The sequence below is a fragment of the Jiangella aurantiaca genome (genome assembly GCF_004349105.1).
Lineage (GTDB): Bacteria > Actinomycetota > Actinomycetes > Jiangellales > Jiangellaceae > Jiangella > Jiangella aurantiaca.
This window is the reverse complement of the sequence record NZ_SMLB01000001.1, coordinates 1-25,644: the sequence shown is the minus strand read 5'-3', so window position 1 is coordinate 25,644 and position 25,644 is coordinate 1. Positions and strand designations below refer to the sequence as shown.

The 25,644-nt window shown below is 72.4% G+C and carries 25 protein-coding genes; 11 read left to right on the top strand and 14 right to left on the bottom strand.

Annotated features, from left to right (window positions below; translation table 11 throughout):
* Positions 1-6: 6 nt before the first annotated feature.
* A complete protein-coding gene (locus E1262_RS00115; RefSeq protein WP_203453381.1) occupies positions 7-1,131 on the bottom strand; it encodes a 5-(carboxyamino)imidazole ribonucleotide synthase in 1,125 nt (374 codons plus the stop codon).
* 202 nt (positions 1,132-1,333) lie between these two features.
* On the opposite strand from E1262_RS00115, the gene E1262_RS00110 reads away from it, so the two are divergent.
* The gene (locus E1262_RS00110; protein ID WP_203453380.1) at positions 1,334-1,807 is read left to right on the top strand and encodes a GtrA family protein; all 474 of its coding nucleotides are present in this window, start codon (positions 1,334-1,336) and stop codon (positions 1,805-1,807) included.
* Positions 1,808-1,814: 7 nt separating this feature from the next.
* On the opposite strand, the gene E1262_RS00105 is transcribed toward E1262_RS00110, so the two are convergent.
* The 8 genes from E1262_RS00105 to E1262_RS00070 form a co-directional block, all read right to left on the bottom strand.
* On the bottom strand, positions 1,815-2,714 hold the full coding sequence (locus E1262_RS00105; protein ID WP_203453379.1) for a hydroxymethylglutaryl-CoA lyase: 900 nt from the start codon (positions 2,712-2,714) through the stop codon (positions 1,815-1,817).
* 1 nt (position 2,715) lies between these two features.
* Positions 2,716-3,501, bottom strand: a complete 786-nt coding sequence (locus E1262_RS00100) for an enoyl-CoA hydratase/isomerase family protein (RefSeq protein WP_132101015.1) — start codon at positions 3,499-3,501, stop codon at positions 2,716-2,718.
* Between the two features lie 27 nt (positions 3,502-3,528).
* The gene (locus E1262_RS00095) at positions 3,529-4,251 is read right to left on the bottom strand and encodes a nucleotidyltransferase family protein (RefSeq protein WP_132101014.1); all 723 of its coding nucleotides are present in this window, start codon (positions 4,249-4,251) and stop codon (positions 3,529-3,531) included.
* Positions 4,252-4,338: 87 nt separating this feature from the next.
* Entirely contained in the window at positions 4,339-4,737 is a 399-nt protein-coding gene (locus E1262_RS00090; RefSeq protein ID WP_132101013.1) for an NUDIX domain-containing protein, read from the bottom strand.
* A complete protein-coding gene (locus E1262_RS00085) occupies positions 4,734-5,756 on the bottom strand; it encodes an adenylate/guanylate cyclase domain-containing protein (RefSeq protein WP_132101012.1) in 1,023 nt (340 codons plus the stop codon). The genes E1262_RS00090 and E1262_RS00085 overlap by 4 nt, the downstream gene beginning before the upstream one ends.
* Positions 5,753-6,262: a PH domain-containing protein gene (locus E1262_RS00080; protein WP_132101011.1), complete on the bottom strand. Its 510-nt coding sequence runs from the start codon at positions 6,260-6,262 to the stop codon at positions 5,753-5,755. Before E1262_RS00080 ends, E1262_RS00085 begins: the two co-directional genes overlap by 4 nt.
* Before the next feature lie 46 nt (positions 6,263-6,308).
* A complete protein-coding gene (locus E1262_RS00075; protein ID WP_132101010.1) occupies positions 6,309-7,049 on the bottom strand; it encodes a biotin--[acetyl-CoA-carboxylase] ligase in 741 nt (246 codons plus the stop codon).
* Positions 7,049-9,706 carry a phosphoenolpyruvate carboxylase gene (locus E1262_RS00070; protein WP_132101009.1) on the bottom strand — a complete coding sequence of 886 codons (2,658 nt, stop codon included), beginning with the start codon at positions 9,704-9,706 and terminating at the stop codon, positions 7,049-7,051. Before E1262_RS00070 ends, E1262_RS00075 begins: the two co-directional genes overlap by 1 nt.
* A gap of 105 nt (positions 9,707-9,811) precedes the next feature.
* On the opposite strand from E1262_RS00070, the gene E1262_RS00065 reads away from it, so the two are divergent.
* The 6 genes from E1262_RS00065 (at position 9,812) to E1262_RS00045 (ending at position 15,972) form a co-directional block, all read left to right on the top strand.
* Positions 9,812-11,413, top strand: coding sequence for an acyl-CoA carboxylase subunit beta (locus tag E1262_RS00065; protein ID WP_132101008.1), 1,602 nt, complete (start codon positions 9,812-9,814; stop codon positions 11,411-11,413).
* Between the two features lie 24 nt (positions 11,414-11,437).
* On the top strand, positions 11,438-11,647 hold the full coding sequence (locus E1262_RS00060; RefSeq protein ID WP_132101007.1) for an acyl-CoA carboxylase subunit epsilon: 210 nt from the start codon (positions 11,438-11,440) through the stop codon (positions 11,645-11,647).
* A 60-nt stretch (positions 11,648-11,707) separates the two neighbouring features.
* Complete coding sequence (locus tag E1262_RS00055) at positions 11,708-13,372, top strand: DUF885 domain-containing protein (protein WP_132101006.1); 1,665 nt, start codon at positions 11,708-11,710, stop codon at positions 13,370-13,372.
* A gap of 117 nt (positions 13,373-13,489) precedes the next feature.
* Positions 13,490-13,567: a putative leader peptide gene (locus E1262_RS31945; RefSeq protein WP_407717011.1), complete on the top strand. Its 78-nt coding sequence runs from the start codon at positions 13,490-13,492 to the stop codon at positions 13,565-13,567.
* Positions 13,568-13,678: 111 nt separating this feature from the next.
* Entirely contained in the window at positions 13,679-15,100 is a 1,422-nt protein-coding gene (locus tag E1262_RS00050) for a dicarboxylate/amino acid:cation symporter (RefSeq protein ID WP_132101005.1), read from the top strand.
* 191 nt (positions 15,101-15,291) lie between these two features.
* Positions 15,292-15,972, top strand: a complete 681-nt coding sequence (locus E1262_RS00045) for a Maf family protein (RefSeq protein ID WP_238992771.1) — start codon at positions 15,292-15,294, stop codon at positions 15,970-15,972.
* 6 nt (positions 15,973-15,978) lie between these two features.
* Here E1262_RS00045 and E1262_RS00040 read toward each other — a convergent pair whose 3' ends face one another.
* Together E1262_RS00040 and E1262_RS00035 are read right to left on the bottom strand one after the other, a co-directional pair.
* Positions 15,979-17,508: an acyl-CoA carboxylase subunit beta gene (locus E1262_RS00040; RefSeq protein WP_132101003.1), complete on the bottom strand. Its 1,530-nt coding sequence runs from the start codon at positions 17,506-17,508 to the stop codon at positions 15,979-15,981.
* A gap of 78 nt (positions 17,509-17,586) precedes the next feature.
* Positions 17,587-18,756: an acyl-CoA dehydrogenase family protein gene (locus E1262_RS00035; protein WP_132101002.1), complete on the bottom strand. Its 1,170-nt coding sequence runs from the start codon at positions 18,754-18,756 to the stop codon at positions 17,587-17,589.
* Between the two features lie 100 nt (positions 18,757-18,856).
* On the opposite strand from E1262_RS00035, the gene E1262_RS00030 reads away from it, so the two are divergent.
* On the top strand, positions 18,857-19,243 hold the full coding sequence (locus E1262_RS00030) for a MerR family transcriptional regulator (RefSeq protein WP_132101001.1): 387 nt from the start codon (positions 18,857-18,859) through the stop codon (positions 19,241-19,243).
* On the opposite strand, the gene E1262_RS30060 is transcribed toward E1262_RS00030, so the two are convergent.
* Together E1262_RS30060 and E1262_RS00025 are read right to left on the bottom strand one after the other, a co-directional pair.
* Positions 19,240-20,232 carry a DUF4366 domain-containing protein gene (locus E1262_RS30060; protein WP_162605691.1) on the bottom strand — a complete coding sequence of 331 codons (993 nt, stop codon included), beginning with the start codon at positions 20,230-20,232 and terminating at the stop codon, positions 19,240-19,242. The genes E1262_RS00030 and E1262_RS30060 overlap by 4 nt on opposite strands.
* Complete coding sequence (locus E1262_RS00025; protein WP_132101000.1) at positions 20,229-20,792, bottom strand: SigE family RNA polymerase sigma factor; 564 nt, start codon at positions 20,790-20,792, stop codon at positions 20,229-20,231. Before E1262_RS00025 ends, E1262_RS30060 begins: the two co-directional genes overlap by 4 nt.
* 158 nt (positions 20,793-20,950) lie before the next feature.
* Between E1262_RS00025 and E1262_RS00020 the strand changes: the two genes are divergently transcribed.
* Both E1262_RS00020 and E1262_RS00015 read left to right on the top strand, forming a co-directional pair.
* On the top strand, positions 20,951-22,747 hold the full coding sequence (locus E1262_RS00020; RefSeq protein ID WP_132101241.1) for an acetyl/propionyl/methylcrotonyl-CoA carboxylase subunit alpha: 1,797 nt from the start codon (positions 20,951-20,953) through the stop codon (positions 22,745-22,747).
* 90 nt (positions 22,748-22,837) lie between these two features.
* Positions 22,838-23,233 (top strand): PPOX class F420-dependent oxidoreductase, encoded by a 396-nt coding sequence (locus E1262_RS00015; RefSeq protein WP_132100999.1) that lies wholly within the window; start codon positions 22,838-22,840, stop codon positions 23,231-23,233.
* Position 23,234: 1 nt separating this feature from the next.
* Here the strand turns inward: E1262_RS00015 and E1262_RS00010 are convergent, their stop codons facing one another.
* Complete coding sequence (locus E1262_RS00010; RefSeq protein WP_162605690.1) at positions 23,235-24,368, bottom strand: winged helix DNA-binding domain-containing protein; 1,134 nt, start codon at positions 24,366-24,368, stop codon at positions 23,235-23,237.
* A gap of 103 nt (positions 24,369-24,471) precedes the next feature.
* On the opposite strand from E1262_RS00010, the gene E1262_RS00005 reads away from it, so the two are divergent.
* A partial coding sequence (locus tag E1262_RS00005; protein ID WP_132100997.1) for a hypothetical protein occupies positions 24,472-25,644 on the top strand: 1,173 nt, incomplete at its 3' end.

Below are 25,644 nucleotides of genomic sequence, written 5' to 3'. Positions count from 1 at the left end.
GAAACGTCACTCATCGATGTCCCCCCGGATGTAGTCCGCCGCGTGCCAGGCCCGCGAGCGCAGGTCCGCGAGGTCCGAACCGTACGCCGTCACGTGGCCGACCTTCCGGCCCGGCCGCACGCCCTTGCCGTACCAGTGCACCTTCAGCTCGGGGTCGCGGGCCATGACGTGCCGATAGGCCGGGTAGACGTCGGGCAGGTCGCCGCCCAGCAGGTTCACCATGACGGTGTACGGCGCCCGCGCGACCGGCGAGCCCAGCGGCAGGTTTAGCACCGCCCGCAGGTGGTTCTCGAATTGGCTAGTGACGGCGCCGTCGATGGACCAGTGCCCGGAGTTGTGCGGCCGCATCGCCAGCTCGTTGACCAGCAGCCGCCCATCGACGGTCTCGAACAGCTCCACCGCCAGCACCCCCACGACGTCCAGCGCCGACGCGATCGTCAACGCCAGCCGCTGCGCCTCCACCGCCAGGTCCGACGACAGCCCGGGCGCCGGCGCGACCACCTCGACGCAGATGCCGTCGCGCTGCACCGACTCGACGACGGGGTACGCGACGGCCTGGCCGTGCGGCGAGCGGGCGACGACGGCGGACAGCTCGCGCGCGTAGTCGACACGCTCCTCCGCCAGCACCGGGACACCGGCGCGGAACGGCTCCGCGACGACCTCGGCCGGGGTGGACGACGTCACCAGCCAGACGCCCTTGCCGTCGTAACCGCCGCGCGTGGTCTTCAGCACGACGTCTCCCCCGAGGGACGCGGCGAACGACGCCACCTCATCCGGCCCGGACACCACGGTCCACCGCGGGCACGGAATCCCCAGCGACGTCAGCCGCGACCGCATCACACCCTTGTCCTGGGCGTGCAGCAGCGCCGCCGACCCCGGCCGCACCAGCACGCCGTCGGCCTCCAGCGCCTCCAGGTGAGCGGGCGGCACGTGCTCGTGGTCGAACGTCAGGACGTCGCACCCGGCGGCGAACGCGCGCAGGTCGGCCAGCGCCTTCTCGTCGGCGATCACCGGATCGTGGACCACCTGCGCCGCCGACTCGTCCGGCCCCGCGGCCAGCACCTTCAGCCGCACGCCGAGCGCCACCGCCGCCGGCTGGGTCATCCGGGCCAGCTGGCCCCCGCCAACCATGCCCACCACGGGCCACGTCGCATCATCACCCACAGGCCACGAGCGTACGGCACGGCCGGCGGACTGGGCTCGTGAGACAAACGATCAGCGCCTGACCTGCGCAAACCATGCGGGATGTCCGGATCCGGGCGTTGTGCCTTACCCTTGGCGGGTGCTCGATACCGCGCCACCGCAACACCGCACCTCGCGTCTGCCAGGTGCGGTGTCTCGTGTCTGGTACGGCCTGCACCACCTGATCCGCGAGGCCGCCAAGTTCGCGACCGTCGGTGGCGTCGGCTTCGTCTTCGACCTTGCGATCTTCAACGCCCTGCTGTTCTGGGGCGAGAACGGCATCGGCCCGCTGCACGACTCCCCGCTGTGGGCCAAGACCATCGCCGTCGTCGGCGCCACCACGGTCACCTACACCGGCAACCGGCTGTGGACGTTCCGGCACCGCGCCCGCACCGGCCTCGCCCGCGAGTACACGCTGTTCTTCGTGCTCAACGGCATCGGGCTGGGCATCGCGCTGGCCTGCCTCGGGTTCTCCCGCTACGTGCTGGGGCTCTCCGGCCCGCTGGCCGACAACGTCGCCGCCAACGTGGTCGGGCTGCTGCTGGGCACGCTGTTCCGGTTCTGGTCGTACCGCACCTGGGTGTTCCCGGCGCACCGGGTCCAAGTCCAGGAACAGACGACGTAGAACCGGCTCAGCGCACGGCTGGGCCGGCCCGCAGCACCTGCGAGTCGAGCTTGTGGCCGACCAGCCGCTCGGCCAGCCCGGCGACCCCGATGAGCGCCGGCAGGTCGATGCCGGTGTCGATGCCCATGTCCTCGAGCAGGTAGACGAGTTCTTCGGTGGCGATGTTGCCGGACGCTCCGGGCGCGTACGGGCAGCCGCCCAGGCCGCCGACCGAGGCGTCGAAGTCGTCGACGCCGAGTTCCAGGGCGGCGTAGACGTTGGCCAGCCCGGTCCCGCGAGTGTTGTGGAAGTGCAGGCCCAGCGGCAGACCGGGGTGCGCGGTGCGCGTTGCGCCGACCAGCCGCGTCACCCGCGGCGGCGTCGCCATCCCGGTGGTGTCGCCGTAGACCAGGCTGTCCACACCGGCCTCGACGCCGCGGCCGGCCACCCACAGCACCCGCTCGACCGGCACGTCGCCCTCGTACGGGCAGCCCCACGACGTCGACACGATGAGCTGCAGCGTCCCGCCGGCCTCATGGACGAGCGAGACCAGCGCGGGCAGTTCCGCCAGTGACTCCTCCGTCGTCCGGTTGATGTTGCGCTGGTTGTGCGTGTCAGACGCCGACACCACGACTTCCAGCTCGGTGAACCCGGCGGCGAGCGCCCGCTCGGCGCCGCGCAGGTTCGGCACCAGCGCGGAGTAGCGGATGCGGGGGTCGCGCCGGACCCGCGACCACACCTCGTCGGCGTCGGCCATCTGCGGGATCGCTTTGGGGTGGACGAACGACACCGCCTCGATGCGCCGGACGCCGGTCATCGCCAGCGCGTCGATCAGCTCGACCTTGGCGGCCGTCGGGATCGGGTCCTCGTTCTGCAGGCCGTCGCGCGGGCCTACCTCGCGCACGCTCACCTTCGTTGGGAACGCCACGTCACTCACCTGGCCAATCCGGACGCCGTTTCTCGTTGAACGCCGCCACACCTTCCTTTCTATCCCCGCTGAAGGCGGTGGCGCGCCAGGCGGCGTCCTCGATGTCCAGGCCGGCCGCGAGCGGGGCGTCGAATCCGTGCCGCATGGCCCGCTTCGCGTTGCGGATCCCCACCGGCGAATTCGCGGCGACGGCGGCAGCCAGCTCCAGCGCGGCGGCGCGCGCGGACCCGGCCGGGACCAGCCGGTCGGCCAGCCCGAGCCGGTACGCCTCGTCGGCGTCGAGCCGGCGGGCGGTGAAGATCAGGTCGGCGGCCCGGCTCCAGCCCAGGCGACGGGTGAGCAGCTGCGTGCCGCCGCCGCCCGGGATGACGCCGACGGACACCTCCGGCAGCCCGACGACGGCGGTCTCGTCGGCGACGATGAGGTCGCAGGACAGCGCCAGCTCCAGGCCGCCGCCGAGCGCGTACCCGTGCACGGCCGCGACGGTGGGCACCGGCAGCTCCACCAGGCCGGTGAACATCGCGCGGAACACGACTCGCTGCGCACGCAGGCCGTCGTCGTCGATGGTGTTGCGCTCCTTGAGGTCGGCGCCGACGCAGAACGCCTTCGGCGCCGACGACGACAGCACGACGGCGCGAGCGGCCGGGTCGGCGGCGACCTCCGCCGTCGCCGCGGCGAGCTGCCGCGCGTGGTCGGTGGAGAGCGCGTTGTGCGCCTCGGGCCGGTCCAGGACCAGCTCTATGACACCCGGCACGCCATCGAGCCGGTTGATCGTCACACTTCCCATGCCTCGAACACTACCGGGGCGCGGCGGTCACTCCCCGAGTGTCTGCCGGAGCGCCGCGAGCTCCTTCGCGGCCTCGGCGAGGTCCTTCGCGGTGTCGATGGCCCGCCAGTACGTCTCGATCGGATACCCGGCCAGCAGCCGCTCCTTGGCCAGTGACGGGAACGTCGTGCGCTCGTGGTCGCCGACGTCGGGCAGCAGGTCGAGGATCTGCGGCGAGAACACGTACACCCCACCGTTGATCGGGTACGGCGACGGCGGCGACTCGACGAAGTCGGTGACCCGGCCCAGCTCGTCCAGCTCGACGACGCCCCACGGCATCCGCGGCCGGGCCAGCGCGATGGTGGCGACGGCCTGCCGCTCGACGTGGTAGGCCGCCATGCCGCGCAGGTCGAAGCGGGTCCAGATGTCGCCGTTGAGCGCGTACCAGCCCTCGTCGGGCGCGGGCAGCTGCTTGCCGGCGTACTTCAGCCCGCCGCCGCGGCCCAGCGGCTGCTCCTCGACGACCGTGCGCACCCGCACCGGCAGCTCGCGGGAGTCGAGGTGGGCCAGCAGGACCTCGCTGAGGTGCCCGGCCGACACGACGACGTCAGTGACGCCGGCCTCGGCCAGCCAGTCCAGCTGGTGGTCGATGATGCACCGGCCCGCGATCTCGATCATCACCTTCGGCACGGTGTCGGTGTACGGCTTGAGCCGCGACCCCTGCCCACCGGCGAGGATCACGGCCTGGCGCACCGTCGCCGCACTCGTCATGCCGTCGCTCCGCTCGTCATGCCGCGGACCCTACCCGCTCATGGTGACGCATCGGCAAGGCTCTGGTGACCGCGAGCCGGCCGCCCGTCACTCGGCGGGCAACACCCGCCGCAGGAGGCCGGGATAGCGGGGATCGGGCAGCGTCAGGTCCACCGCCTCCGCGAGGGCGAACCAGCGCACGTCGTCGTGCTCCTCCGGCGCGAGGTTGCGCGGCGTGCCGTCCCAGCGCAGCAGCTGGACGAACGTGATGTCCTCGTCAGCCTCGACCCAGCGCGCCAGCTCGCGATGTGCCGCGGCCGCAGCGATGCCGAGCTCTTCGCGGCACTCGCGGCGCACCGTGTCGACCACGGTCTCGCCGTCCTCGACGTGCCCGCCCGGAAAGTCCCACACGTCCGGGTACCACGCGCGATCGGCGCGACGATGGCACAACAGGACGTGCGAGTCGCGCACCAGCACCGCGGCGGCGACCCGGTGCTCGACCGTCATGCCGGCGCCGGGGGTTCGCGGCGCGGGGTGACGGTGAACGCGTTGACGACGCCGAGGCCGCGCACCGTCGTCGGCGGCAGCGCGCGCAGCGCGAAGGCGGGCGCGTCGGCCAGCTCCTTCGCCGTCACGTCGTCGATCAGTACGGTGTTCCGCTCTGCCAGCGCGGTCAGGCGGGCGGCGAGGTTCGTCGGGGTGCCGAACACGTCGCCGAGCCGGGCCACCACCGGGCCGGTCGCGATGCCGACCCGGATGTCGGGCAGGTCGGCGTTCTCGCCGATCTCCTCGACCAGCCGGCAGCCGATCAGCGCTGCGGTCTCGGGGTCGTCGGCCGTGAACACGACCTCGTCGCCGAGCGTCTTGATCACCCGCCCGCCGGTGCCGAAGATGACGTCGTTCGTGGTGGCCTCGAACCGCTCGACCAGCTGGCCGAGCTCGTCGACGCTCAGGCCGCGGGAGAGCCGGGTGAACGAGACGAGGTCGGCGAACCCGACGGACGCGGGTGCCGCCAGCAGCGGCGCGTCGCCGATGCGGCCGATGGCGACCAGCCGGTTGACGGACGCGGCCAGCTTGCGCCGCCACGCGTAGATGAGCAGCCGCTCGAACTCCGGCAACAGCTTCTGCGCCACCAGGTACGCCGACGTCAGCCGGCTGCCGGTGCCGTGCCCGGCGGCCTCGTTGTCCTCGATGATCTCGGCGAGCGTCTCGACGTGCCACTCCGCCAGGCGGCCGGTCATCCGGCCCAGCGCCCGCACCATCTGCACCGCGGTGGCCTCGTCGACCACCTCGTCGCGCACCAGCTCGGTGACGCCGCGTAGCGCCTCCATGTCCCAGACGGTGAACGCCTGCTCCTCGCCGACGTCGGGGAACCCCAGCGCCCGCCAGTACCGCGTCACCTCGTCGACGGTGAGCCCGGCGCCCTCGGCGATCTGCTCCCGCGTGTAGCGGCGGGACGCACCGAGCAGCAGCCGTTCGAGCTCGTCGGGGGTCGGTTTCCGCGGCGGTTCGGGCGGCAGGGTCACGCGCGCTCGTCCTCGTCGTGCGCCTCGCGCACGAGCTCGCTGAGCCGCAACTGCACCTGCTGCACCCGCGGCACGTCGTGGAGCCGCACCTGGCCCTGCTCGCTGGCGGCCGACACCACCAGCGTGCCGCAGCGCAGGATGCGGTCGTTGAGCTGCATCTCGTAGGCGACGTCGTTGATGACCCGCAGCGGGATGTCACGGCCGGTGCGGGTGATGATGCCGCGCCGCGTGACCAGTCGCTCGCTGGTGATGGTGTACGTCGTGGTCAGCCAGGTGAGGAACGGCCAGATGACCCACGCGCACAGCGCCACGATGCCGACGATGACGATGGCCCAGCGGCCCACCGTGCCGACCAGCTCGTCGTCGGGCAGCGCGCCCAGGCCGAAGCCGACGCCTGCCGCCAGCAGCAACAACACCAGCACCGGCACGATCAGCGCCTTGACGTGCGTGTGCAGGTGGTAGATCACCTGCTCGTCGTCGCTGAGGTGCTTGTCGGAAAACCCCATGTCGTGAATCCTGGCACGTCGGACCCGCAGGCGAGAACAGGCGCTCTCACTGCGGCCGCAGGTGGACGACATCGCCGGCGCCGACCGCGACCTCGTCGCCGGTGCCGTCGACCCGCAGCACCAGCCGCCCGGCGTCGTCGACGCGCGTCGCCCGGCCCACGACGGCCTCGCCCCCGGGCAGCTCGGCCCGGACGTGGCGGCCGATCGTGTCGCAGCGGCGGGCGTAGTCGGCGGCCAGCCCGGACGCGTACGGGTCGCCGGCGGCCGCCCGCCAATCCGAATACCGCACCGCCAGCCCGTCCACGACGGCGTCGAGCACGGCGTCGGCCGCGGCGCCGTACGGTGCGAGCGACGCCCCTCCGGGTGGCAGCTGGTCCGGCGTCTGCGCGACGTTGAGCCCGATGCCGAGGACGGCGGCCGGCCCGGACGGCGTCTCGACCCGCTCGGCGAGGATGCCGGACAGCTTGCCGCCGTCCAGCAGCACGTCGTTCGGCCACTTGAGGACGGCGGACGCCCCGGCCGCCGCCGCGACCGCGTCGACGACGGCGACCCCGGCCAGCAACGGCAGCCACGACCACCGGGTCGCCGGGACGCCATCGGGCCGGAGCAGGAACGACATCGCCAGCGCCGTGCCGGGCGGAGCCTCCCAGCGGCGATCCAGCCGGCCGCGGCCCGCGCTCTGGTGGTCGGCGACGACGGCGTAGCCCTCAGCGGCACCGGAGCGGGCCGCCGCGGCGACGTCGGCGTTGGTCGACCCCGTGGTCGCGACCCGGTGCACCGACCACATCAGCCGGTGTTCTGCAGGCCGGCCGCGACGCCGTTGACACTGATCTGCAGCAGCCGCCTGGTGGCCTTCTCCTCCGCCGAGCCGGACTCGACGTCGGCCTGCCGGAGCGCCCGCAGTGCCCGGACCTGCAGGTACGACAGCGCGTCGACGTAGGGGTTGCGCAGCGCGACCGCGCGGCCCAGCACGTGGCGGTCCTCGAGCAGCCGGCTGTGCCCGGTGACGTCGAGCACCCAGCGGGTGGTCAGCGCGTGCTCGGCGAGGATCCGCTCGGTCAGCTCGGGACGGTCGCCGAGCGCCAGGTACCGCGCGGCGATGCGGCGGTCGGACTTGGCCAGCGACATCTCCGCGTTCTCCATCATCACGGTGAACAGCGGCCACTCCTCGTACGCGCGGCGCAGGACGTCGAGGTCGCCGACGGCGGCCAGGCCGGAGCCGAGGCCGTACCAGCCGGGCAGTGTGACGCGGGTCTGCGACCACGAGAACACCCACGGGATGGCCCGCAAGTCGTCCAGCGACGACACCGTCAGCCCGCGCCGGGCCGGCCGCGAGCCGATGGGCAGCGAGCCGACCTCCTCCAGGGGGGTGACCCGGGCGAACCACTCCGGGAAGCCGTCGGTGCGGACGAGCGCGTGGTAGGCGTCGCGGGCAGCGGTGTCGAGCACCGAGGCGACCGAGGCGAACTCGACGGCGGCCGCCCGGGCCCGCTCCTCCACCGCCGGCGTCGACGCCAGCAGGACGGCGGACGCGACCTGCTCGATGTGCCGCCGTGCGATGGCGGGGTCGCCGTACCGGGCGAAGATGACCTCGCCCTGCTCGGTGAGCTTGAACCGGCCGTCGACCGAACCCGGCGCCTGCGCCAGGACCGCGCGGTTGGCCGGCCCGCCGCCCCGCCCCAGCGCCCCGCCGCGGCCGTGGAACATCGTCAGCGTCAGCTCGTGCTCCCGGGCCCACGCGGTGAGCCGATCCTGCGCGTCGTACAACGCCAGCGTGGCCGACACCGGGCCGACGTCCTTCGCGGAGTCGGAGTAGCCGAGCATGATCTCCATGCGCCGGCCGGTCTCCTCCAGCCGGGACCGCACCTCGGGCAGCTCCAGCACGCCGTCGAGGATGTCGACGCAGGCCGCGAGGTCGGCGCCGGTCTCGAACAGCGGCACGACGTCGAGCGCGAGCGGCCGGCCGTCGAGCGCGTACCGGGCCAGTTCGAACACGGCGGCGACGTCGCCGGAGGACTGGGTGAACGAGACGACGTAGCGGCGGCAGGCGTCGGGGCCGAACCGGGCCTGGATCTGCGCCATCACCCGGATGGTGGCCAGGACCTCCTCGGTACGGTCGGACAGCATGCCGCCGGCGCGGACCTCCTCGAGCGCCGCCCGGTGCACGGCGCTGTGCTGACGGACCTCCAGCTCGGCCAGGTGGAACCCGAACGACTCGACCTGCCAGATGAGGCCCTGCAGCTCGCCGTAGGCCTGCCGCGCGGCGCCGGCCTCGGCCAGGCTGGCCTGGACGGCGCGCAGGTCGGCCAGCAGCTCGGCCGCCGACGCGTAGGACAGGTCGGCGTCGCGCCGGCGGGTGGCGCCGATGCGGGTGGCGGCGTACAGGACGGCGATGCGGTGCGGCTCGTTGGGCGAACGCGAGGCCAGCTCGGTGTACAGCTCGGGCTGGGCGGCCTGGGCATCGGCCAGGATGCGGCGCAGCTCGGTGGCCGCCGGCGTGGTCGAGGCGTCGAGCGTCAGCCCGCGGCCGACCCGGGTACAGGCGCCTTCCAGCGCCCGCAGCACATGGTCGGACTGGACGGCCATCGCCTGCCGGGTGACGGCGCTGGTGACGTGCGGGTTGCCGTCGCGGTCGCCGCCGATCCAGGAGCCGAGCCGGACGAACGCAGGCACCTGGGGCGCGGCGACCGCCTCGGAGCCGCCCGCCAGCGCCATCTCGGCGCGCCGGTACACCTGCGGCACGACGTGGAACAGCACGTCGTCGAAGGCGGACATCGCGGTGCGGACCTCGTCGAGCGGGCCGGGACGATCGACCCGCAGCGGAGCCGTACGCCACAGCACGTCGATCTGCTCCAGCAGCTGCCGCTGCGTCTCGGCGTCCTCGGACGCGCCCAGGCGCGGGTCGTCGCGGCGCTCCAGCAGGGCGGCGATGCGGCGGATGGCGGTGACGATGGCCCGGCGGCGCGCCTCCGTCGGGTGCGCCGTCAGGACCGGCCGGAACTCCAGGCCGTCGAGCAGGTGCTTGGCCTTGTCGTGCCCGGCGAGCCGGGCGACGTCCTCGACCGCCTTCGCGACGGTGCCGGCCAGCGGGTGGTCGGCGCGGTCGCCGGCTCGCAGCGAGCGGACGCGGTGGTACTCCTCGGCGGCGTTGACCAGGTGGAAGTAGACGGTGAACGCGCGCGCGACCTCGTCGGCGCGGTCCAGCGTCCACGACGCGACCAGCTGCTCGGCCAGAGTGGCGGCGTCGTCGGCGACCGTCTGGTCCTCGTGGTGCGAGGCGATGGTCAGCTCGCGCAGCCGCTCGACGTCGGCCAGCAGGCCGTCGCCGCCGTACTCGCGCAGCACCTGGCCCAGCGCGTCGCCGAGCTGCCGGACGTCGGCACGCAGCCGTTCGGGCATCTCGAAGCGCGCGGCTTCGCGGGATCCGGTGGCAGTGGAGGCCATGCGCCCAGCGTAGACAGCCGACGTGGAACGCCGCGGCCGTGCCCCACAGTGCGAGACGGACGTGCTCTACCCTGCTAGGGCTCCACCGATCACGGAGGCCACGACATGACGACGCACGAGGGTCCGGACATCCACACGACCGCGGGCAAGCTCGCCGACCTGCGGCAGCGGATCGACGACGCCGTGCACGCCGGCTCCGAGCGGGCCGTCGAGAAGCAACACGCGCGCGGCAAGAAGACTGCCCGCGAGCGCATCGCGATGCTGCTCGACGAGGGCTCGTTCGTGGAGTTCGACGAGCTGGCCCGGCACCGCTCCACCGCGTTCGGCATGGAGAGGAACCGGCCCTACGGCGACGGCGTCGTCACCGGCTTCGGCACCGTCGACGGCCGCCAGGTCGCGGTGTTCGCGCAGGACTTCACCGTCTTCGGCGGCAGCCTCGGCCAGGTCTTCGGGGAGAAGATCGTCAAGGTCATGGACTTCGCGCTGAAGACCGGCTGTCCGATGATCGGCATCAACGACTCCGGCGGCGCGCGCATCCAGGAGGGCGTCGTCTCGCTCGGGCTGTACGGCGAGATCTTCCGCCGCAACGTGCACGCGTCGGGCGTGATCCCGCAGATCTCGCTGATCATGGGCCCGTGCGCCGGCGGCGCCGTGTACTCGCCGGCGATCACCGACTTCACCGTCATGGTCGACCAGACGTCGCACATGTTCATCACCGGCCCAGACGTCATCAAGACCGTCACCGGCGAGGACGTCGGCTTCGAGGACCTCGGCGGCGCCCGGGCGCACAACACCAAGAGCGGCAACGCCCACTACATGGCCGGCGACGAGGCCGACGCCGTCGACTACGTCAAGGCGCTGCTCTCCTACCTCCCGCAGAACAACCTCGACCCCGCGCCGTCGTTCCCCGACGCCGTCGCGTCGCTGGAGCTCACCGACACCGATCTCGCGCTCGACACGCTGGTCCCGGACAGCGCGAACCAGCCGTACGACATGCATGCGGTGGTCGAGGCGGTGATGGATGTCGCTGCCGATGGTTCCGCCGATTTTCTCGAGGTGCAGCCGCTGTTCGCCGGCAACATCATCGTCGGCTTCGGCCGGGTCGAGGGCCAGTCCGTCGGCGTCGTCGCCAACCAGCCGCTGCAGTTCGCCGGCACCCTCGACATCGACGCGTCGGAGAAGGCCGCCCGGTTCGTCCGCACCTGCGACGCGTTCAACATCCCCGTGCTGACGTTCGTCGACGTGCCCGGCTTCCTGCCCGGCACCGACCAGGAGTGGAACGGGATCATCCGGCGCGGCGCCAAACTCATCTTCGCCTACGCCGAGGCGACCGTGCCGCTGGTCACGATCATCACCCGCAAGGCCTACGGCGGTGCCTACGACGTCATGGGCTCCAAGCACCTCGGCGCCGACGTCAACCTCGCCTGGCCGACCGCGCAGATCGCCGTCATGGGCGCCCAGGGCGCGGTGAACATCCTGTACCGCCGCGAACTCGCCGACGCCGACGACCCGGCCGAGCGCCGAGCCCAGCTCATCACCGAGTACGAGGACACGCTGGCCAACCCCTACGTCGCGGCTGAGCGCGGCTACGTCGACGCCGTCATCGAGCCGTCGCGCACCCGGGTCGCGGTGACGCAGGCGCTGCGGGCGCTGCGCACCAAGCGCGAGACGCTGCCGCCGAAGAAGCACGGCAACATCCCGCTGTGAGCGGCGGCCATTAGGGTGGACGGCGTGAGCGAGACGCCGCTGCTGCGGGTGGTCCGGGGAAACCCGACCGACGAGGAGCTGGTCGCGCTCGTCGTGGTACTGACGGCGAAGGCCGCGGCCGGACGCGCGTCGGCGAGCCCGCCGCGGTCGGCGTGGGCGTCGTACTGGACGAGGCGACGGGCGCCGCTCACCCCGGGCGCCGGCGCATGGCGGGCCAGCGCGCTGCCGCATTGACGAGGATCTGCCCGTCGATCGTCCTTCTCGCCGCAAGGATCGCCCGGATAGGGTCGCAGCGTGACGACTCCGCAGCCGCCGTCCGTCGACGAGATCGCTGACGCCTACGTCGACGAGTACGCTGCCCTCGACCCCTACACCGCCACCTACGCCGGCCTGAGCGGCTACGACGCCCAGAGCACGGACCTGTCGCCGGACGGGTTCGCGCAGCGCCGGGCGCTCGCGGAGCGGACTCTTGCCGCACTCGAGACGGCCACAGCGGCCGACGAGCGGGAGCGGGTCGCGGGCAAGGCGATGCGCGAGCGGCTGTCGCTCGACGTCGAGCTGGACGACGTCGGGCTGAACCGCAACCTCAACGTCATCGAGAGCCCGATGCACTGGGCCCGCGAGACGTTCGACCTGATGCCGACCGACACCGACGAGCAGTGGGCGAACATCGCCGCCCGCATGCGCGCCGTGCCCACGGCGCTGGATCAGTACCGGCGGACGATGGACGCCGACGTCGCCGCGGGCCTCCCGCCGGCCCGCCGTCAGGTGCTCGCCGTCGCCGAGCAGGCCGGCCGGGTCGCGAACACGTTCTTCACCGGCCTGGCCGCGGGCGGTCCGGAGGCGCTGCGCGCCTACCTCGACGCGGCCGCCGCGGCGGCGTCCGAGGCGTTCCGGTCGTTCGGCGGCTACCTCGCCGAGACGGTGGCCCCGGTGGCGCGCGAGCAGGACGCCGTCGGCCGCGACGCCTACGCCGTCGCCTCCCGCTACTTCCTCGGTGCCACCGTCGACCTCGACGAGACCTACGAGTGGGGCGTCGCCGAGCTGGCCCGCATCGAGACCGAGCTGGCCGAGGTCGCGCAGGACATCGTCCCCGGCGGCACCGTCGACGACGCCGTCGCCGCCCTCGACGCCGACCCCGCCCGCAAGATCGCCGGAACCGACGCGCTGCAGGAGTGGATGCAGAAGCTGTCCGACCGCACCATCGAGGCGATGAGCGGCGTGCACTTCGACATCCCGGAGCCGATCCGCCGGCTGGAGTGCCGCATCGCGCCCACCAAGGAGGGCGGCATCTACTACACCAGCCCGAGCGAGGACTTCACCCGCCCCGGCCGCATGTGGTGGTCGGTGCCCGAGGGCGTCGAGGAGTTCTCGACCTGGCGCGAGACCACGACGGTCTTCCACGAGGGCGTGCCCGGCCACCACCTGCAGGTCGCCCAGGTCATCTACCGCCGCGAGGTGCTCAACCGCTGGCAGCGGCTGCTGTGCTGGGTGTCCGGCCACGGCGAGGGCTGGGCGCTCTACGCCGAGCGGCTGATGGCCGACCTCGGCTTCCTCGACGACCCCGGCGACCGCCTCGGCATGCTCGACAGCCAGGCGTTCCGCGCCGCCCGGGTCGTCGTCGACATCGGCGTCCACCTCGGCAAGCAGATCCCGGCGTCGGTGGTGGCGGCCGACGAGCTGCCGGCCGGCGTGTGGACGCCGGAGTCGGCGTACGCGTTCCTGCGCGCCCACTGCCGCCTGCCCGAAGAGTTCCTCCGCTTCGAACTGGACCGCTACCTCGGCTGGCCCGGGCAGGCGCCGTCATACAAGATCGGCGAGCGGATCTGGCTGGCCGCCCGCGACGACGCACAGCGGCGCAAGGGCGACGCGTTCGACCTGCGCGAGTTCCACCGCGCGGCGCTCGACCTCGGCTCGCTCGGCCTCGACCCGCTGCGCGAGGCGCTGGCCCGCCTCTGACGTGCCGTTCCGGTCGGCCGGGACCACGGGTGTGACCTACGTCATTCGCCACTGGCCGCGAAATACTGGCGGAAATCGGGAATACCCACGTCAACCCGGGTCGTTGAGGACGCTGACATGGTGAACATCTGGGGTCTCACTCAGCGCCTGCACGTCGATCTGCGACGGCAGGCCAGCTCTGCCTGTCCGGCCTAGCTAGCCGCATCCGCGCGCGCCCCGGGCGGAGCCCTGCCCTCGATCGGCGCCGTCTGCCCGCGCGCGGTCCCCGCCTCACCCCGTCCCCTCCCCGTTCCGGAAGGTCTTCGCATGTCCGAAACCGCGACCGCAGGCGCGCCCGCGTCCCGCCGGCTGCGCCTGCCCTCGTTCTCCGTCCAGGTCCTGATCGGCCTGGCGCTCGGAATCGTCCTCGGCCTCGTGGCCCGCGAGCTGGGCCCGGCCGCCGACGGCAACCCCAACTGGCTGACCAGCACTCTCGACACCGTCGGCGGGCTCTTCGTCGACCTGCTGCGCGCGGCCGTCATCCCGCTGATCTTCACCGCGATCGTCGCGAGCATCGCGAACCTGCGCAACGTCACCAACGCGGCCCGGCTGGCCGGGCAGACGCTGCTGTGGTTCGCGATCACCGCCTTGATCGCGGTCGCCATCGGGATCGCGCTCGGCCTGATCCTGCAGCCGGGCGAGCACACGTCCGTCACGCAGGACCAGGCCGCCGAGCCGGGCCGCACCGGCGACTGGTGGGCGTTCCTCACCAGCCTGGTCCCGACCAACTTCCTCGCCCTGACGGCGGACACGTCGCTCGACCCCGAGACCGGCGCGGCGACCACCAGCCTCAGCTTCAACGTGCTGCAGTTCGTGGTCGTGTCGGCGGCCATCGGCATCGCCGCCCTGAAGCACGGCGAGAAGGCCGAGCCGTTCCTCGCGTTCAACCGGGCCGCGCTGTCGATCGTGCAGAAGGTGCTCTGGTGGATCATCCGGCTGGCCCCGATCGGCACCATCGGCCTGCTGGGCTACGCCGTCGCCGACTACGGCTGGGACGCCATCGGCTCGCTCGGCCGGTTCACGCTGGCCATCTACATCGGCCTGGCGCTGGTGCTGTTCGCCGTCTACCCGATCCTGCTGCGCTCGCACGGCCTGAACCCGGTCAAGTTCTTCACCGGCGCCTGGCCGGCCATCCAGCTGGCGTTCGTGTCGCGCTCGTCGGTCGGCACGCTGCCGGTCACCGAGCAGGTCACCGAGCGCAACCTCGGCGTCTCGCGGTCGTACGCGTCGTTCGCGGTGCCGTTCGGCGCGACGACGAAGATGGACGGTTGCGCCGCGATCTACCCGGCGATCGCCGCGATCTTCGTCGCGCAGTTCTTCGGCCTGGACCTGTCGGTGTCCGACTACCTGCTGATCGTGCTGGTCTCCGTCGTCGGCTCGGCCGCGACCGCCGGCACGACGGGCGCCACCGTCATGCTCACGCTGACGCTGTCGACGCTGGGCCTGCCGCTGGCCGGCGTGGGCCTGCTGCTGGCCGTCGACCCGATCCTCGACATGGGCCGGACGGCGGTCAACGTCGCCGGGCAGGCGCTGGTCCCGACCATCGTCGCCAAGCGCGAGGGTCTGCTGGACGTGGCGGTCTACAACTCCGACCGGCGCGGTGACGTGTTCGCCGACGGCGGCGAGGACCGGCCCGCGCCGGAGGCCGACGAGGCCGCGACCCGGCCGGGGAGCCTGGCGACGGCCTGATCGCCGCGCTGGAGGGCTGCTGTCGGATGTGACGGCGGCCCTCCAGCGGCCGGGCCGGGTCCCGGGCAAGGCCGAGACAAAGCGGCCGACCGCGGGTTAGCCTCTCCATGACCATGATCACCCGATATCGGCGGCGGCCGATCCGTTTCAGGCATCGACCGCCGATGATCATTTTCGGTAACGTGAGGTCCGTGGTGCGCCTGCTGCTCGCTTCCCAGTCCCCCGCCCGGCTGGCGACCCTGCGCTCGGCCGGCATCGAACCCGTGGTCCAGGTCTCCGGCGTCGACGAGGACGCCGTCCTGGCCGACGCCCGGGCGCGCGGGCCGCTCCCGCCGCACGACGTCCCACTGCTGCTCGGCCGCGCCAAGGCGGAACAGGTCGCCGGCAAGACGTTCACCGGCATGATCGTCCTCGGCTGCGACTCCGTGCTCGAGCTCGACGGCGAGATCCACGGCAAGCCGGCCGACTCCGTCGACGCGGTGCGCCGCTGGCAGCGCATGCGCGGCCGGTCCGGTGTGCTGCACACCGGCCATTGGCTGATCGACCTGCGCGAGCCCGAGGACGGCGGCACCGGCCGGGCCATCGGCGACACCGCCAGCACGACGGTGCACTTCGCCGACCTCTCCGACGCCGAGATCCGCGCCTACGTCGCCACCGGCGAGCCGCTGCGGGTGGCCGGCGCGTTCACCATCGACGGCCTCGGCGGCCCGTTCGTCACCGCCATCGACGGCGACCACCACGCGGTCGTCGGGCTGTCGCTGCCGCTGCTGCGGACCCTGCTGGGCCGGCTCGGCGTCTCGATCACCGAGCTGTGGCGCACCGACCCCGACCACGAGCCGGTCCGCCGCCGCGCCCGCCGCGCGGCCCGCTGACGGCGCTCAGACCGGCGGCACGCCGTGCCGGCGCTCGGAGAACCGGCGGTCCTTGCCGGCCGCGGCCGCCAGGCGGGCGACCAGTTGGCCCCGTAGCTCCTCCGGCTCCACGATCGCGTCGATGACGAGGTCGGACGCCAGCCGCAGGATGTCGATGTCGGCCTCGTACTCCAGCCGCAGCCCGGCGACGTACGCGGCGCGCTCCTCGTCGTCGGCGATGGCGGCGATCTTGTTGAAGTAGACGGCGTTGACGGCGGCCTCCGGGCCCATGACGGCGATCTTCGCCGTCGGCAGCGCGAGGCACGCGTCGGGTCCGAAGCCGGGACCGCACATCGCGTAGAGGCCGGCCCCGTAGGCCTTGCGGATGATCACCGACACCGTCGGCACCGTCGCCTCGGCGACCGCGGTGATCATCTTGGCGCCGTGCCGGATGATGCCCTGCCGCTCGACCTCGGAGCCGATCATGAAGCCGGGCACGTCGGCCAGGTAGATCAGCGGCACGTTGAACGCGTCGCACAGCCAGATGAACCGGGCCGCCTTGTCCGCGGAGTCGGTGAACAGCACGCCGCCCTTGACCGCCGGCTGGTTCGCGACGATGCCGACCGGCTGGCCCTCCAGCAGCCCGAACCCGGTCACCAGCTCGGCCGCGAACAGCGGCTTGACCTCGAGGAACGAGCTGTCGTCGACGATCGCGTCGATGACGTGGTGGATGTCGTAGCCGAGGGACTCCTCGGCGGGGACGAGGTCGCGGGTGAACTCGCGGGCGGCACCACCGGCGGTGTACGACGGCGGCGCCTGCCGCCACGACCCGGGCAGGTAGGAGAAGAACGCCTTCGCCTGCTCGATCGCCTCGGCGTCGTCGGCGGCGAGGTTGTCGCCACAGCCGGACACCGTCGCGTGCATGCGAGCGCCGCCCATCTCCTCCAGCGTCACCTTCTCGCCGACCACCATCTCGGCCATCCGCGGCGAGCCCAGGTACATCGAGGCGTTGCCCTCGACCATGATCACGACGTCGCAGAACGACGGGATGTAGGCGCCGCCGGCCGCGCTGGGCCCGAAGAGGCAGCAGATCTGCGGCACCTTGCCGGACAGCGCGATCTGGTTGTGGAAGATGCGCCCGGCGCCGCGGCGGCCCGGGAACAGCTCGACCTGGTCGGTGATGCGCGCGCCGGCGGAGTCGATGAACCAGAACACCGGCAGCTCGTCGCGCAGTGCGGTCTCGGTGACGCGGACGATCTTCTCGACGGTCCGGGCGCCCCAGGACCCGGCCTTGACGGTGGGGTCGTTGGCGACGACGAGAGCCGGCCGGCCCTCGACCAGCCCGCGGCCGGTGACGACGCCGTCGGCCGGCAGGTTCGTGGCCATGGCGTTGGCCAGCTGGCCGTCCTCGACGAAGGTGCCGGCGTCGAACAGCAGGTCGATGCGGTCGCGGACGTAGAGCTTGCCCTGCGCGGCGAGCTTGGCGGCGCCGGAGTCCGACGGGACCTCGGTGGCCTTCCTGGCCGCGTCGACCTCGGCGTAGTGGTCGTGCCCCACAGCGCCCCCTTCCGTCACACCCCTGCCATCATCGCGTGGTCACCCTGATCCTGCATGAGACTGCGGCACTGAACCCCTTCACGACTGAACGGGCAGGCCGAGCCCACGCGCGAGGACGAGCCGCTGGATCTCGCTGGTCCCCTCGCCGATCTCGAGGATCTTGGCGTCGCGGTAGAAGCGGGCCACCGGGTACTCCTCCATGAACCCGTAGCCGCCGTGCACCTGGGTGGCGACGCGGGTGGCGGTGACGGCGGACTCCGTCGCGTAGAGCTTGGCCGACGCCGCCGCCTGCTTGACCTGCTCGGCCGGAGCGCCGGCGTCGCGCAGGGCCGCTGCCCTGTACGTCAGCAGCCGGGCGGCCTGCGCCATGACGTGCAGGTCGGCGATCTGGAAGGCGACCGCCTGCTTGGCGCCGATGGGCACGCCGAACGACGTCCGCTCGTGCGCGTAGCCGACCGACGCGTCGAGCATCGCCTGGATGCAGCCGACCGCCAGCGCCGCGATCGCGATGCGGCCGTCGTCGAGCGTCGCCAGGAACTGGGCGAACCCCTGGCCGCGCTCGCCGAGCAGGTGGTCGGCCGGCACCCGCGCGCCGTCGAACGTCAGCGGGTGGGTGTCGGACGCGTGCCAGCCGAGCTTGTCGTAGGCCGGCTCGACGACGAAGCCGGGCGTGCCGGCCGGGACGATGATCGCGGAGATCTCCGCGCCGCCGTCCGGCCGTTCGCCGGTCCGCGCGGTGATGGTGACGCAGCTGGTCAGCTCCGAGCCGGAGTTGGTGATGAACTGCTTGGCGCCGTCGATGACCCATTCGTCGCCGTCGAGCACCGCGCGGGTCGCCGTCGCCGCCGCGTCGGACCCGGAGCCCGGCTCGGTGAGGCCGAACCCGGCCAGCGCCCGCCCGGCGACGAGGTCGGGCAGCCAGCGGGCCTTCTGCTCGTCGGTTCCATAGGTCAGGATCGGCGTGATGCCCAGCCCGACGGCGGCCTCCACCGTGATGCCCAGCGACTGGTCGACCCGGCCGACCTCCTCGATCGCCACGCAAAGGCTGGTGAGGTCGCCGCCGGCGCCGCCGTACTCCTCGGGCGCGGTCAGGCCGAACAGCCCCAGCTCGCCCATGGCCCGCACGACGCCGACCGGGAACTCGTGCTTGCGGTCCCACTCCGCCGCGTGCGGCGCGATCCGCTCCCGGGCGAAGTCGCGGACGACCGTGCGGAACTCCTCGTGTTCCGCGGAGAGCTCGAACATCATCGTTCCCGCTTTCCGTAGTGCACCGGTACTTGACGTTTACGTTAACGTAAGTTCAGGCCCGAAACCAGGGGTTCGAGCGGACGGGAACGGAGGAGCCGGCGTGGCCGACGAGCGGACGTGGAGCATCGCCGAACTGGCCGACGAGTACGGCGTCACCCTGCGCACGATCCGGTTCTACGAGGAGCAGGGGCTGCTGACGCCGGCCCGCGACGGCACCCGCCGCATCTTCCACGACGGCGACAAGGTGCGGCTGGGCCTGGTGCTGCGCGGAAAGCGGCTGGGCTTCCCGCTGGACGAGATCAAGAAGATCATCGGCATGTACGACGCCGAGCCCGGCGAGGTCGGCCAGCTGCGCTACCTGCTCGACCAGATCGAGCACCGGCGCTCGGAACTGGAACAGCGCCGGCGCGACATCGACGCCACCCTGTCCGACCTCGCCGAACTGGAGCGCCGATGTCGCGCCGACCTGGAGCGGCTCGCGGGTTAGCCGGTCTCGGTCCCGGCGGCCTGCTCCCCGCCCTCCGCCGGCGGGTCGACGATGGGCTGCTTTTCGCATCGGGCGGCTCCGTCCATGACGACCTCGGCGACTTCACCGGCGGACATCAGGAAGTGCCAGGCCCGGACGATGACGTCCTCGCCGTGGAACTCCGCGCGGTAGTTGCCGTCACCCATGACCCACGCCTGAGGGTAGGCCGCCAGCATGTCGCTCTCCGTCGAGCCGGCCGCGATGCCCTCCGGCGTCGACACCGGGGTGTAGAAGTGCATCGTCGCGACCTCGTAGTGCGGCCGCAGGTCGTCCGGGTACTCGCCCCAACTGCCGCGCACCGAGATGACGCCGTGTGCGTTCGCGCTGCGGTACTCGCCGTAGCAGGCCTCGTGGTAGCCCGAGCCGGGCTCGTACGGTGTGATCTCGACGCCGTCGATGCCCTCCAGCTCGGTGAGCGGTGTGCCGACGGTGAAGCCGTCGATTCCCTCGTTGGGGTAGATCACGATCGCGTTCGCCGCCGGGTCGTCGGTGGCCGGATCCTCGCCGGTCTCGGTTCCGGTGTCGCTGCCGGTCTCGTCACCGGTCTCGGATACCGGCGGCGCCTCGGTGGTGTCCTCGTCCGGCGGCGGGTCCGGGGTCTCGGTGTTCACCGGCGGTTCGCCCGTCTCCTCGGTCGCCGGTGTCTCGGACGGCTGCAGGGTCGGCGGCGCGGGGGTTTCCTCGATCGTCGGCGTCTCGGGCGTCTCAAGTGTCGTCGGCGTGCCCGCCGGGTTGACGTCGGGCGCGGCGGTGAACTGACCGGTCACCGCGACCGAACCGACCGCCACCGCGGCCACCAGCCCGACCGATCCGACGGCCGAGGCCACGACCCGTGTGGTGTGCCGCCGCTGTGCGCCCTTGACGATCCGCCCGACGGCGTCGGCGCGCGCGGTGAGCGACAGCCGGTCGTCGCCGAGGATCCGGCGCAGTTCGTCGTCGAAGTCGTTCATCGATCTCGTCCCTCCACCGCGGACACGCTCGCCCGCAACTTCACCAGTGCCTTGCTCGCCTGGCTCTTGACCGTGCCCTGACTGATGCCCAACGCCGCGGCGATCTCCGCCTCGGACAGGTCCTCGTAGTAGCGCAGCACCAGCACCGCCCGCTGCCGTGGCGGCAGCTCGGCCAGCGCCTTCCACATCGGCTCGCCGTCGAGCCGATCCGGCTGGAACGCCGCGTGCTCGGGAAACTCGTCGACGAGCACCTCACGGCGGCGCCGCCGCCACCGGCTGACGTGAGCGTTCGCCATCGACCGCCGGACGTAGGCCTGCGGGTCGGCGTTCTGCCGCATGATCTTGGTCCAGCGCGACCCGACCTTCTCCAGGGCGGTCTGCACGAGGTCGGCAGCGTCGTGCGGCGACCCGGTCAGCGCGTGACCGTAGCGCAGCAGCCCGGGCAGGCTCGCCCGGACGAACTCCTCGAAATCCATCGTCGCCTCGTCCAGCTCGGAACGATCAGCCGTCACCGTCGCGCTCGCGGCCGCGTCTTCCTCGTCTGGGGACTGTATAAGCATCACGACCCCGCCCTCGTGTGGTGAACCCTCGTCGCTGCTGTACACGCATGAGCGGCCCGCCGGGTTGCCTCAATGCATCGTGCGTCAGACGGCGTTCATCCGGCGGTCCCCTAGACTCGCCACCAGTTCTGGGAGGAGTCAGCGTGGAGTACCGCCGGATCAGCAAGGTTCTCGTGGCCAACCGCGGCGAGATCGCGGTGCGGGTGATCCGCGCCTGCCGCGATGCCGGCCTGACCAGCGTCGCCGTCTACGCCGACGGCGACCGCGACGCGCCGCACGCCCGGCTCGCCGACGAGGCCTACGCGCTGGGCGGCGAGACCGCCGCCGAGACCTACCTGGTCATCGCGAAGCTGCTCGACGTCGCCGAGCGGGCCGGCGCCGACGCCGTCCACCCCGGCTACGGCTTCCTGGCCGAGAACGCCGAGTTCGCGCAGGCCGTCCTCGACGCCGGGCTGGTCTGGATCGGCCCACCGCCGGCCGCCATCACCGCGCTGGGTGACAAGGTCAGCGCCCGGCACATCGCCGCACGCGCCGGTGCGCCGCTGGTCGCCGGCACCCCCGACCCCGTCACCAGCGCCGGCGAGGTCGTCGCGTTCGCCGAGGAGCACGGCCTGCCGGTGGCGATCAAGGCGGCCTACGGCGGCGGCGGACGCGGCCTCAAAGTGGCCCGCACGCTGGAGGAGATCCCCCACCTCTACGAGTCCGCGGTGCGTGAGGCCGTGGCGGCGTTCGGCCGCGGCGAGTGCTTCGTCGAGCGCTACCTCGACCGGCCGCGACACGTCGAGACCCAGTGCCTGGCCGACCGCCACGGCAACGTCATCGTGGTGTCGACGCGCGACTGCTCGCTGCAGCGGCGGCACCAGAAGCTGGTGGAGGAGGCCCCCGCCCCGTTCCTCACCGACGAGCAGAACGCCGAGCTGTACCGTGCGTCCAAGGCGATCCTGCGCGAGGCCGGCTACGTCGGCGCCGGCACCTGCGAGTTCCTCGTCGGCATCGACGGCACCGTCTCGTTCCTCGAGGTCAACACCCGGCTGCAGGTCGAGCACCCGGTCACCGAGGAGGTCACCGGCCTCGACCTCGTCCGCGAGATGTTCCGCATCGCCGAGGGAGAAGAACTGGGCTTCGACGACCCCGTCATCCGCGGCCACTCCATCGAGTTCCGCATCAACGGCGAGGACCCCGGCCGCAACTTCCTGCCCACCCCGGGCACCGTCACGACGTTCCGGCCGCCGTCCGGGCCGGGCGTGCGGGTCGACGCCGGCGTCGACCCGGGCAGTGTCGTCGGGCAGAACTTCGACTCGCTGCTGGCCAAGGTGGTCGTCACCGGCGCCTCGCGGCGGCAGGCGGTCGAGCGGGCCCGGCGGGCGCTGGCCGAGTTCGAGGTCGGCGGGCTGGCCACGGTCATCCCGTTCCACCGGGCGGTACTCGACGACGCCGCGTTCGTCCCGGCCGCCGACGACGAGCCGTTCGCCGTGCACACCCGCTGGATCGAGACCGAGTGGGAGAACCCGTTCACGCCGTTCGACGGGACCGCCGGCGGCGCCGAGGGCGGTGACGACGGCCGCGAGCGGATCACCGTCGAGGTCGGCGGGAAGCGGCTGGAGGTCGTGCTGCCTGCCGGCCTGGGCGCGTCGGCCGGCCTGTCCAGTGGCGCGGGCACGGGTGCGGGCGCGGGCGCTGGTGCGGCCCGGCGGCCGGCCCGCCGCAGCGCGGGCCGGTCCGGTGCGGCCGCCGCCAGCGGCGACGCGCTCACCTCGCCGATGCAGGGCACGATCATCAAGGTGGTCGCCGAGGACGGCCAGACCGTCGCCGAGGGCGACGTCGTCGTCGTCATGGAGGCGATGAAGATGGAGCAGCCGATCACGGCGCACAAGGCCGGCACGGTCAGCGGGCTGACCGCCGAGGTCGGCGCGACGATCGCCAACGGCGCCGTCATCTGCACGATCGAAGGCTGACGCCGGATCGGGAAGCTCTACGGGTGCGTCCGGCGTTGTCGTTCATGGCAACGCTTGACACGTCAACCTTATGAAGGGATGCACCCCCGTATGCCCGCTCTGCCGGACACCGCCCGTGACCTGTTCTCCCGCCCGATCCCGGCCTGGGCGACCGTGATCGACGCCGACGGCCGCCCGCACAACTCGATCGTCTGGGTGGACGTCGACGGCGACGGCGTGATCTTCAACACCGCCGCCGGCCGCGTGAAGGAGCGGCGGCTCCGCGAGAACGACGTCGTCTCGGTCAGCGTGCTCGACCCCGAGAACGCGTGGCGGTGGGCCAGCGTGACCGGCCGCGCCACGCTGAGCACCGAGGACGGCGACGAGGTGATCGACCGGCTGGCGAAGAAGTACCTCGACGCCGACAGCTACCCGTACCGCAAGAAGGGCGAGCAGCGGGTGACGGTGCGGGTCGCCGTCGACCATGTGCGCGGAGAGGCCGCCTGAGCTACCCCCAGGTGAGCCGGACGTCGGAGTCGAACAGCTCGCCGTAACGCCCGGCGGCGGCCGTCGCCGCCTTCTTGGTGGCGGCGGTGACCTTCGCGGACGGCTCGACGGCGACGGTGAGGGTGCCGTTCTTCAGCTCGTGGCTCCACACGCCGCGCACGACGCCGTCGACCAGCAGCACCGGTGAGATCCAGCCCGCGGCCCGCGACACCCGGTCGATGAAGCCCTCGGGCACCGTGTACGCACGGTGCCCGAGCGGCGCGATGACGTACGGGTCGAACCCCGGTAGCAGGTGCACGCCGACGGCGTCGTCGTTCTGCTTGTTCTGCTGGAGGTCGGCGAGGGCGGCCGGCGTGGACCAGCAGGTGGCGCCGTCGATGTCGACCTGGACCATGACCGCGGCGTGCTCCTTGAACAGCCGGCGTGCCTTCGCGGCGTCGGTGCCCCACCAGCGGCCGAAGTCCTCGTGCGTGGCGGGCCCGTAGACGTCGAGGAACCGCTCGATGACGGCGGCCATGGCGGTGTGCTCGTCGGGCTGCTCGTCCCAGGGCACGTCGGGCAGCCAGGTGCGCGGGCTGGTGAAGGTGACGTTGCGGTCGCGTTCGGGACCGGAGCAGAGCAGGCCGCCGGCAGCGGCCGGCTTGAACATCTGGCCCCAGCCCGACCTCACCGCGGCCTCGATGCCAGGTGCGCGGACCTCGCGGGCGATCTCGGCCAACAGCTCCTCGCGAGTGAGCACCTTGCCCGGGAGCACCTCGCCGATGATCTCGGTGACCTGCCGCAGGACGGCGAGGTTGACGCCGTGGTAGCGCTCCCAGGCGGCGTTGACCTTGGGCCACTGGCGCTGCGCCCACGCCGCGACCAGCTGCGGCAGCTCGGCGGCTGGGAACAGGTGCAGCGTGCCCCTCATCCCCCACGTCTTGACGAGCGTGCGGTCGGTCCACAACGCGGTCGCGATGTCGCCTCGTTCGTAGGCCGGGGTGCGGACGGCCGCGATGAGCTCCGCGGACGACGCCACTTGAGCGTGCAGCCCGACCAGCCGCGCCGCCGTGCCGACGAGGTCGGCGGACGGGTCGGTGACGTGCAGGCGCCGCAGCCGGCGGGCGAGCACCTGGCCCCAGGTGACCTTCTCCACGCGTCCATCGAACCACCTGCCCCCGACAGGGGTCGCGTCTGTCGCGATCATGACGGCCGGACCTCCTCGTGGCACGACGCGCCAGACCGTGGATGATGGGTATATGTCGAGCAGCTTGGACGACGTCGCCGCCGCCCTCCGAAACGACCCGCTCTACGTCGACCTGGACGCAGCGGCGGAGTTGGAGTTCGACGGTAGCGCACAGTCCGCAGCCCGCGAACAGCTGCGGGGCTCAGGCACGCCCATTCGCGTGGCCGTGCTGCCGCGCGACTCCGACATCACCGGCGCCGACCTCGCCGCCAAGGTCGACCAGAGCGGCACCTACGTCGTGGTGCTGGCGCCCAACGGGATGGTGAACGGCGCCTCCGATGTCATCCGCGACGCGAACGACGTCGTGATCAGCGTCGCGGACAACGCCGCGGACATGTCCAGCTTCGTCGACGGTCTCGTCAGCCGGGTCAACGACCTCGCCGCGGGCGGCGGTGGATCCGACTCCGGCAACGACTCGGCGTCGTCCGGTGACGGCGGTGGTGGCGGCCTGCTTCCGCTGGCGATTCTCGTCGCAGCCGGCGGCGGTGGTTTCCTGCTCTACCGCCGCAACAAGCGCAGCAAGGAGCGCGCCCAGCTCGAGCAGGTCCGCGGCGCCCTCGACGAGGACATCACCATGTACGGTGAGCGGCTGTCGGAGCTGGACCTGGACCTCCGACAGGACTCCAAGGTCCCGATCGAGGCGCGCAACGAGTACAGCCGCGCCCTCGACCTCTACGAGAACGCGAAGGTCTACGCCGAGCGCGCCGAGCGACCGGGCGACATGAAGCCGGTGACCAACGCCCTCGAGGAGGGCCGCTGGCTGTTGGCCACCGTCGACGCCAGGATGAAGGGCGAGCCGCTTCCGGATCGTCGTCTCCCCTGCTTCTTCGATCCGGGGCACGGCCCGTCGGCCGAGGACATCGAGTGGGCACCGCCGGGAGGTGTCCCGCGCACGGTGCCGGCGTGCGCCGCCGACGCGCTACGGATCAAGAACGGCGCCGATCCCGCCATACGTATGGTTCCGGTCGGCGAGGGTGAGCGGCGTCCGTACTACGACGCCGGGCCGGCGTACGGCGGGTGGGCCGGCGGCTACTTCGGCGGACTGCTGCCCGGCATGCTGATGGGCACGATGCTGGGTTCCGCAATGTCGACCCCGGTCTACGTCGACGGCGGCGGCGACGGCGGCTGGGGCGGTGACAGCGGCGGCGGCGACTGGGGCGGCGGCTTCGACGGCGGAGGCGATTGG